This window comes from Streptomyces sp. NPDC056486, from assembly GCF_042795295.1.
In the GTDB taxonomy this organism is placed as follows: Bacteria; Actinomycetota; Actinomycetes; order Streptomycetales; family Streptomycetaceae; genus Streptomyces.
The window spans coordinates 1-7,549 of the sequence record NZ_JBHTSF010000272.1 but is presented as its reverse complement, the minus strand read 5'-3'; the positions used below and the strand labels follow the sequence as shown (position 1 = coordinate 7,549).

Here is a 7,549-nt window from a genome sequence, read left to right as displayed (position 1 = left end):
GTGCGGGGCCCGCCGACGTATAAGGAAGTGCTACTCCTGCTTCTTGCGACGCGTGCCGAAGACGATCTCGTCCCAGCTCGGCACTGCCGCGCGCCGCCCGGGCCGGACGCCGTCGGCCTCCGCCTGGCGGTCGGTGGTGCCGACGAGCCGGTCGCGGTGGCTGGCCACCGAGCGCGGCATCAGGACGTCCGCGTACGCCGCACCCGCCCCGGCCGCCGCGGGCGGCTCCTCGGCCTCCGGGTCCTGCTCGGCCTCCTCGGCGGGCGGGAGATCCGTGGGCGGGAGCGCGGGGCGCTCCGGCACGATCATGTCGCCGCGGAAGCTCGGCACCGCCTCAAGGAGGCTGGTGAGCGAGTCACGCTCCGCCTCGGACACGGACGCGGTCGCGCCGGTGGCCACGCCTTCTTCCAGTGGCTCCGGGGGCTGCGGCGCGCTCGGGCGCTCCAACTGCCGGTCCAGGGCACGGTCGAGCGGCCGGTCGAGCGAGGGCCTGTCCCGGGGCAGCCGGGCGATGCGCGGCACGAACGGGAAGCTCGGCTCGGGCGCGGCGAGGTCGTCCGTCTCGCCGATCAGCGAGCGTGCCTCGTCGTCCACTGCCTGTACGAGCCGCCGTGGCGGGTCGTACGTCCAGCTCGCGGAGTGCGGTTCGGTCGCGACGCGGTAGACGAGCAGGACCTCCCAGGTGCCGTCGTCGCGGCGCCAGGAGTCCCACTGGATGGATTCCTTGTCGGCGCCGCGCAGGAGCAGCCGCTCCGACACGGCCTCGCCGAGCTGGGGTCCGGTGTTCTCGCCGGGACGGCGCACGGGGGTCTTCCGGGCCCGCTCGGCCATGAAGGCGCGCTCGGCGAGCACGGGTCCTTCGAAGCGGCGGACGCGATCGACGGGGATTCCGGCGAGTGAGGCGACTTCCTCCGCGCTCGCACCGGCACGTATCCGTGCCTGGATGTCGCGGGGGCGGAGGTGGCTCTCCACCTCGATCTCGATCTGGCCGAGGCGCGGACGGTCGCCGCGCACCGCGGCGCGCAGTCGCTCGTCGATCGGAAGTGTGTACTCCGTGCTGTCCGCAGCTTTGAGCACCAGCCGTGTGCCGTCGTTGCTGACGGCCACGACACGCAGTTCGGGCATGGGGACCTCCCGGGTGGTGCCTGCCGACGTCACGTGCGTCGCTGCTTCCGCTAGTCGAGTGTGGCCTGCCCGGGTGCAGCCTGCCACAACCTTGCCGAGTTGCCCGGCGTGTCGGGCATGGGCCCTAGGTCGCCGTTATGGCACGGTTACCTTTTCGCAACTCTCAGTGACCAACTCGGTCACCCTGTGCAGCGAGCCCCCTCCCGGCAGGTCCTGGAAGGCCCCGGGCACCCAGGTGGGAGACCGGACCCAGGGCTCGCAACAGTACTCCATTCGGGCCACGCGGGTGGTCCGCCGCGCCGCCGAACTTCTCGCAGGGGGCGGGAGTTGACGCACCGGGATACCCGGGCAGGGTGGTACATGAGTGGCACACTTCACGGAATCTCCAGAAACGGAACTAACCACTTCACCCATACGTCCCTTTCTCGTGTAGTCAGTCGAGAAAGGCAGGTAAGGGTCGGAGATGCGTGAAAAGCCGGATTCCGGCGAGGAATCCACGGGCCAGGAAGAGCCGACGGAGAAGCGGCGCCTCGATCTGAGTCTGCCGCAGGTCGCGGGGAGCGCCGTGGCCGCCGTCGTGGGGGCGAAGCTCGCCGCCAGCTTCGGCGTCTACGGAACGATCCTCGGCGCCGGCCTGGTGAGTGTGGTCGCGACCTGTGGGGGCACGCTCTTCCAGCACTTCTTCCGGCGTACGGGCGAGCAGATACGTGACGTCGCGGTGCAGGCCAAGCCGAGGGGGTATCAGGTCCCGCTGACCGACGGCTCGGGTGCGCCGGTGGCCGAGACGTTCAGGGCACAGGCGTACACGGGAGCCACGGCGCATGCCGGGGCGGGACCCGTGACGACGACCTGGGGGAGGACGGTCGACGCCGACGCCACTTCGGTGCCGCCCGTCGTGGGCGATCCGGACCGTACGACCGTGGTGCCCGTCGTCGGAGATGCCGACCGTACGAGTGTGCTGCCCGAGGCCGGTGACGCCGACCGCACCACGGTGCTGCGAGTGGCGGACGCCGACGCCGACAGGACCCAGCTCCTCGGATCGGTCGACGCCACGCAGCTGATGCCGCGGGACGACTCGACGCGCGTCCTGCGTCAGACGGCTCCCGCCGCGCCGGCCGAGCCGCCGCTCCCCTCGGACGAGTTCACCGGCGGCACCACGCATCGCACCCAGGTCCGCAGCTGGAAGCGGCCGTTGATCGCGGCCGCGGTCGTCTTCGGTGTGACCATGGCCGGGATCACGACGTACGAGATCGTCTCCGGCGAGGACTTCAGCGGGGGCAACGGCACCACGATCAGCAACAGCTTCACGGGCAGGAACAGCTCTCCGAAGCAGCCCTCCACGCCGTCGACCGACCCCTCCGTACAGCCGTCCGACGGCTCCTCCACGGGTACGGGCGACGGATCGCAGCAGGACGACGACACCTCGCAGGACCCGGGCGGGGCGAACTCGCAGTCCCCGGACACCGGTGGCGACTCGGGCTCCGGTTCGAAGGACGACCCTGACAAGGGTTCGGACTCAGGCGACGACTCCAAGACGGACCCGACGCCCACACCCACGCCCACCCCGACACCGACTCCGACACCGACTCCGTCGAGCGGCACCGGAAGCGGAAGCGGCGACGACGCGCAGCGCGATGCGACCCCCAACCCGTAGGCGGCCGCTCAGTCGCCCAGGACGCGGCGCAAGTAGTCGTTGCCGAACCGGCGGTCAGGGTCCAGGCGGTCGCGCAGGGCCGTGAACTCGGCGAAGCGCGGATAGGCCTGCGAGAAGTAGCCGGCGTCGCGGGTGTGGATCTTGCCCCAGTGGGGCCGGCCCTCGTGCGCGGTGAAGATCCGCTCGGCGGCGGTGAAGTACGCCTGGTAGGGCGTGCCCCGGTACATGTGGACGGCGATGTACGCGCTCTCCCGGCCCGAGGCCGTGGAGAGCGCGATGTCGTCCGCGGGAGCCGTACGGACCTCTACGGGGAAGCTGATCCGCAGGTTCGAGCGCTCCACCATCGTCTTCAGCTCGCGCAGCGTCTCGACGAGGGCCGCCCGCGGGACGGCGTACTCCATCTCCATGAAGCGCACGCGGCGCGGACTTGTGAAGACCTTGTAGGGGATGTCCGTGTAGGTGCGGGCGGAGAGCGCCTTGCTGGAGATCTTGGCGATGCCCGGGACGGTCGCGGGGACGGCCCTGCCGAGCGAGTTGACCACCTGGAAGAGACCGTTGGAGAGAATCTCGTCCTCTACGAAGGCGCTGACTTTGCCGGGCGGAGCGGCGGGACCCAGGCTGCGGTTGTTGCGCTTGGTGTTGCAGCTGCCGGTGTGCGGGAACCAGTAGAACTCGAAGTGCTCGTTCTCGGCGTGGAGCGCGTCGAACTCGCTGGTGACCTTGTCGAAGGTCATCGGCTCCTCACGGGCGGTGAGGAAGAAGACGGGCTCCACGGCGAAGGTGATCGCGCTGATCACGCCGAGCGCTCCGAGGCCGAGCCGGGCCGCCGCGAAGACCTCGGCATTCTCCTTCTCGGAGCAGGTGAGGACCGTGCCGTCCGCGGTGACGAGCTCAAGTGCCGTGATCTGTGCGGAGATCGACGCCGAATCGCGGCCCGTGCCGTGCGTCCCGGTGCTGATCGCGCCGGAGACCGTCTGCTCCATGATGTCGCCCATGTTCGTGAGCGACAGGCCTTCGCGGGCGAGCACCGCGTTCAGGCGCTTCAGCGGAGTGCCCGCTTCCACGGTGACGGTGCCGGCCTCGCGGTCGATCCTGCGGATGCCGGTGAGGAGTTCGGGGCGTATGAGGAGGCCGTCGGTCGCCGCGGTCGCCGTGAAGGAGTGTCCTGTGCCGACCGGCTTCACCCTGAGACCGTCGTCCTTGGCCTGACGCAGCGCGGCACAGAGCTCGTCGACCGACGCGGGGGTGACCTCCCTGGCCGGACGTGCGGTGACGTTGCCCGCCCAGTTACGCCACGTTGCTCTGCTCTTCGCGCTGCCCGTGCCCGTTGCCGTGCTCATGGGTCCCTCCCCGTTGCGAAACCGGCTTCTTCAGTCGGCGATACCCAAGGAATCCGACCGTCACCGCGACGGCCCCGGACAGCCCGGGTACCGCGTACCCGGCGTCCGAACCGGCCGCGTCGATGACCCAGCCGGCCGCGGAGGAGCCGAGCGCGACGCCGACCATGAGTCCGGTGCTCACCCAGGTCATGCCCTCGGTCAGCTTCGCGCGTGGTACGTGCAGTTCGACGAGGGCCATCGTCGTGATCATGGTCGGCGCTATGGAGAGGCCCGCGATGAACAACGCCACGGCCAGAAACGGAAGATTCCCGACCAGTTGAAGCGGGATCATACTCACGGCCATCGCGCAGACACCCAGCAGCCACCTCGGTGCGGGGGCACCCTTGAAGCGCAGGAGTCCGAAGGCGGCTCCGGCCACGCAGGAGCCGAGCGCGTACACCGCGAGCACCAGGCTCGCCGCCGCCTTGTGCCCCTGATCCTCGGCGTACGCTACGGTCACCACGTCGATGGACCCGAAGATGGCGCCCGTCGCCGCGAAGGTCGCGACCAGGACCTGGAGCCCTCCGGAGCGCAACGCCGAGCCCTTGGTGTGGTGTTCACGCCCCTGCGGCACGGGCTCGGTGGCCCGCTGGGACGTCAGCCAGAAGACGCCCACCGCGAGGAAGACCCCGGCCATGAGCGGCCCGGCCTCGGGGAACCACGCGGTGGAGAGCCCGATGGAGATGATCGGCCCGAAGATGAAGCAGATCTCGTCCACCACGGACTCGAAGGAGTACGCGGTGTGCAGCTGGGGAGTGCCCCGGTAGAGGACGGCCCAGCGCGACCTGATCATCGATCCCACGCTCGGCACGCAGCCGACGAGGGCGGCGAAGACGAAGAGCGTGAAGTCCGGGAGTTCGTACTTCGCGCAGAGCAGGAGCCCGGTGACCGCGGCCAGCGAGGCCAGGGTCGCGGGCCGAAGCACCCGGCGCTGGCCGTACCGGTCGACCAGACGCGAGATCTGCGGGCCGATCGCGGCGGCGGAGAGCGCGACGGTCGCGGAGAGCGCGCCCGCGAGTCCGTACCGCCCAGTGAGCTGGGACACCATCGTCACGATGCCGATGCCCATCATCGACAGCGGCATCCGTCCGAGGAAGCCCGCCGTCGAGAACTTCTTGGTGCCGGGGGCGGCGAAGATGGCGCGGTAGGGGCTGGGCACGTGGACTCCGCTGAGGCGCCGGGGCGGCTCCGCGAGGAAGGGCTCCCGTAAGGCGTGAAGATGGCCTATACAGCTTACGGCTGCGACACGGCCGAACGCACCGCGTTTTCCGGCTGTCAGTGACGGGTGGCAGGATCGGATGTATGTCCGATGCGCTTGATGCCTCTCCCTATGACGCCCTGCTGCTGCTCTCGTTCGGCGGCCCCGAAGGCCCCGACGACGTCGTCCCGTTCCTGGAGAACGTGACGCGGGGCCGCGGCATCCCCAAGGAGCGGCTCAAGGAGGTGGGGCAGCATTACTTCCTGTTCGGCGGGATCAGCCCGATCAACGACCAGAACCGCGCCCTGCTCGACGCCCTGCGCAAGGACTTCGCGGAGCACGGACTCGACCTGCCGGTCTACTGGGGCAATCGCAACTGGGCGCCCTATCTGACCGACACCCTGCGCGAGCTCGTCCAGGACGGCCACCGCCGGGTGCTCGTCCTCGCGACCAGCGCGTACGCCTCGTACTCGGGCTGTCGCCAGTACCGCGAGAACCTGGCGGAATCCCTCGCCGTGCTCGCGTCGGAGGGCCTCGACGTGCCGCGCGTCGACAAGCTGCGGCACTACTTCAACCACCCCGGCTTCGTCCGCCCCATGATCGACGGGGTTCTGAAGTCTCTGGCCGACCTCCCCGGTGACGTACGCGAAGGGGCGCACCTCGCCTTCACGACGCACTCCATCCCGACGGCGGCCGCCGACTCGTCGGGGCGCGTCGAGGACCACGGGGACGGCGGCGCGTACGTCAAGGAGCACCTGGACGTGGCCCGGCTCATCGCGGACGCGGTGCGCGACGAGACCGGCGTCGAGCACCCCTGGCAGCTCGTCTACCAGTCGCGCAGCGGCGCCCCCAGCACCCCGTGGCTCGAGCCGGACATCTGTGACCACCTGGAGGAGCGGCACGCGGCGGGCGTGCCCGCGGTGGTGATGGCCCCGATCGGCTTCGTATCGGACCACATGGAGGTGCTGTACGACCTCGACACCGAGGCCGAGGCGAAGGCCGCGGCCCTCGGCCTGCCGGTCCGCCGCTCGGCCACGGTGGGCGCCGACCCGCGGTTCGCCGCCGCGGTGCGGGATCTGGTCCTTGAGCGGGCCGCCACGGAGAGCGGGCGCGACGTCGCGCCCTGCGCCCTGGGCGCGCTCGGCGCGAGCCACGACCTGTGCCCGGTGGGCTGCTGCCCGTCGCGCGTCCCGAAGCCCGCGGCGGCGGGCGCCGACAGTCCGTACGCGTAACTCACCCACCTCGTAGGGCCTCGTCAGGCACAAGGAGCACCGTGAACGACCCCGCAGACCAGCAGCTGAAGGCCGAACTCCTCGGCGTCGCCCTGGAGACCGCGCACCGCGCCGGAGCCTTCCTGCGCGACGGGCGACCTGACGACCTGGGCGTGGCCGCCACGAAGACCAGTGCGGTCGATGTCGTCACCGAGATGGACATCGCGTCCGAGAAGCTGATCACCGACTTCTTCGCCGAGCGCAGGCCGGACGACGGCGTGCTCGGCGAGGAGGGCGCGAGCTCCGAGGGCAGCAGTGGCATCCAGTGGGTGATCGACCCGATCGACGGCACCGTCAACTACCTCTACGGACGCCCCGATTGGTCCGTGTCCATCGCGGCCCGCAGGGACGGCGAGACGCTCGTCGGCGTGGTGCACGCCCCGATGCGCGGCGAGACCTACCGCGCGGTCCTCGGAGGGGGCGCGTTCGTCAACGACGAGCCCGCGCACACCCGCCCCGCGCCCCCGTTCGACCGGGCCCTCGTCGGCACCGGCTTCGGGTACGTCGCCGAGCGCCGCGCCCGCCAGGCCGATGTGGCCCGGCAGCTGATCCCGCTGGTCCGGGACATCCGCCGGGGCGGCTCGGCGGCGATCGACCTGTGCGACGTCGCGCTGGGCCGTCTGGACGCGTACTACGAGCGCGGCCTCAACCCGTGGGACTTCGCGGCGGGGGACCTCGTCGCGCGGGAGGCGGGCGCGCTGACCGGCGGACGCCCCGGTCGGGCCCCTTCGGGCGAGCTGACCATCGCGGCCCCGCCCGGCCTCTTCGAGGACCTGCAGGGCCGTCTGGAGGAGCTCGGCGCCTGGCACGACTGACCGGGCGTACGGATCCGTACGCAGAGCGCCCAGAGCACGCAGAAGGGCCCCCGCAAAACGTCCACCGCTTCCGCGGGCCCTCAGCGGACCAAAGGTTCAAGCGGGCA

Annotated in this window: 6 protein-coding genes; 3 read left to right on the top strand and 3 right to left on the bottom strand. The window is 70.8% G+C overall.

Features of this window, described 5'->3' with window-relative positions; translation table 11 throughout:
* Positions 1 to 30: 30 nt before the first annotated feature.
* Positions 31 to 1,125, bottom strand: coding sequence for a septation protein SepH (gene sepH, locus ACFQ7F_RS44640; RefSeq protein ID WP_383285104.1), 1,095 nt, complete (start codon positions 1,123 to 1,125; stop codon positions 31 to 33).
* Between the two features lie 463 nt (positions 1,126 to 1,588).
* Between sepH and ACFQ7F_RS44635 the strand changes: the two genes are divergently transcribed.
* The gene (locus tag ACFQ7F_RS44635) at positions 1,589 to 2,779 is read left to right on the top strand and encodes a hypothetical protein (protein WP_383285101.1); all 1,191 of its coding nucleotides are present in this window, start codon (positions 1,589 to 1,591) and stop codon (positions 2,777 to 2,779) included.
* 8 nt (positions 2,780 to 2,787) lie between these two features.
* Here the strand turns inward: ACFQ7F_RS44635 and ACFQ7F_RS44630 are convergent, their stop codons facing one another.
* Together ACFQ7F_RS44630 and ACFQ7F_RS44625 are read right to left on the bottom strand one after the other, a co-directional pair.
* The gene (locus ACFQ7F_RS44630) at positions 2,788 to 4,119 is read right to left on the bottom strand and encodes a D-arabinono-1,4-lactone oxidase (RefSeq protein WP_383285098.1); all 1,332 of its coding nucleotides are present in this window, start codon (positions 4,117 to 4,119) and stop codon (positions 2,788 to 2,790) included.
* Positions 4,067 to 5,317 carry an MFS transporter gene (locus tag ACFQ7F_RS44625; RefSeq protein WP_383285095.1) on the bottom strand — a complete coding sequence of 417 codons (1,251 nt, stop codon included), beginning with the start codon at positions 5,315 to 5,317 and terminating at the stop codon, positions 4,067 to 4,069. The genes ACFQ7F_RS44630 and ACFQ7F_RS44625 overlap by 53 nt, the downstream gene beginning before the upstream one ends.
* 143 nt (positions 5,318 to 5,460) lie before the next feature.
* On the opposite strand from ACFQ7F_RS44625, the gene ACFQ7F_RS44620 reads away from it, so the two are divergent.
* The gene (locus tag ACFQ7F_RS44620) at positions 5,461 to 6,588 is read left to right on the top strand and encodes a ferrochelatase (protein ID WP_383285092.1); all 1,128 of its coding nucleotides are present in this window, start codon (positions 5,461 to 5,463) and stop codon (positions 6,586 to 6,588) included.
* 41 nt (positions 6,589 to 6,629) lie between these two features.
* Positions 6,630 to 7,442, top strand: coding sequence for an inositol monophosphatase family protein (locus ACFQ7F_RS44615; RefSeq protein ID WP_383285090.1), 813 nt, complete (start codon positions 6,630 to 6,632; stop codon positions 7,440 to 7,442).
* The last annotated feature ends 107 nt before the right edge of the window (positions 7,443 to 7,549 follow it).

What these genes read in the sequence shown, in the direction of transcription:
- ACFQ7F_RS44630 (WP_383285098.1), bottom strand. Translation starts at nt 4,119, where the DNA reads ATGAGCACGGCAACGGGCACGGGCAGCGCGAAGAGCAGAGCAACGTGG.
- ACFQ7F_RS44635 (WP_383285101.1), top strand. Translation starts at nt 1,589, where the DNA reads ATGCGTGAAAAGCCGGATTCCGGCGAGGAATCCACGGGCCAGGAAGAG.
- sepH (WP_383285104.1), bottom strand. Translation starts at nt 1,125, where the DNA reads ATGCCCGAACTGCGTGTCGTGGCCGTCAGCAACGACGGCACACGGCTG.
- ACFQ7F_RS44620 (WP_383285092.1), top strand. Translation starts at nt 5,461, where the DNA reads ATGTCCGATGCGCTTGATGCCTCTCCCTATGACGCCCTGCTGCTGCTC.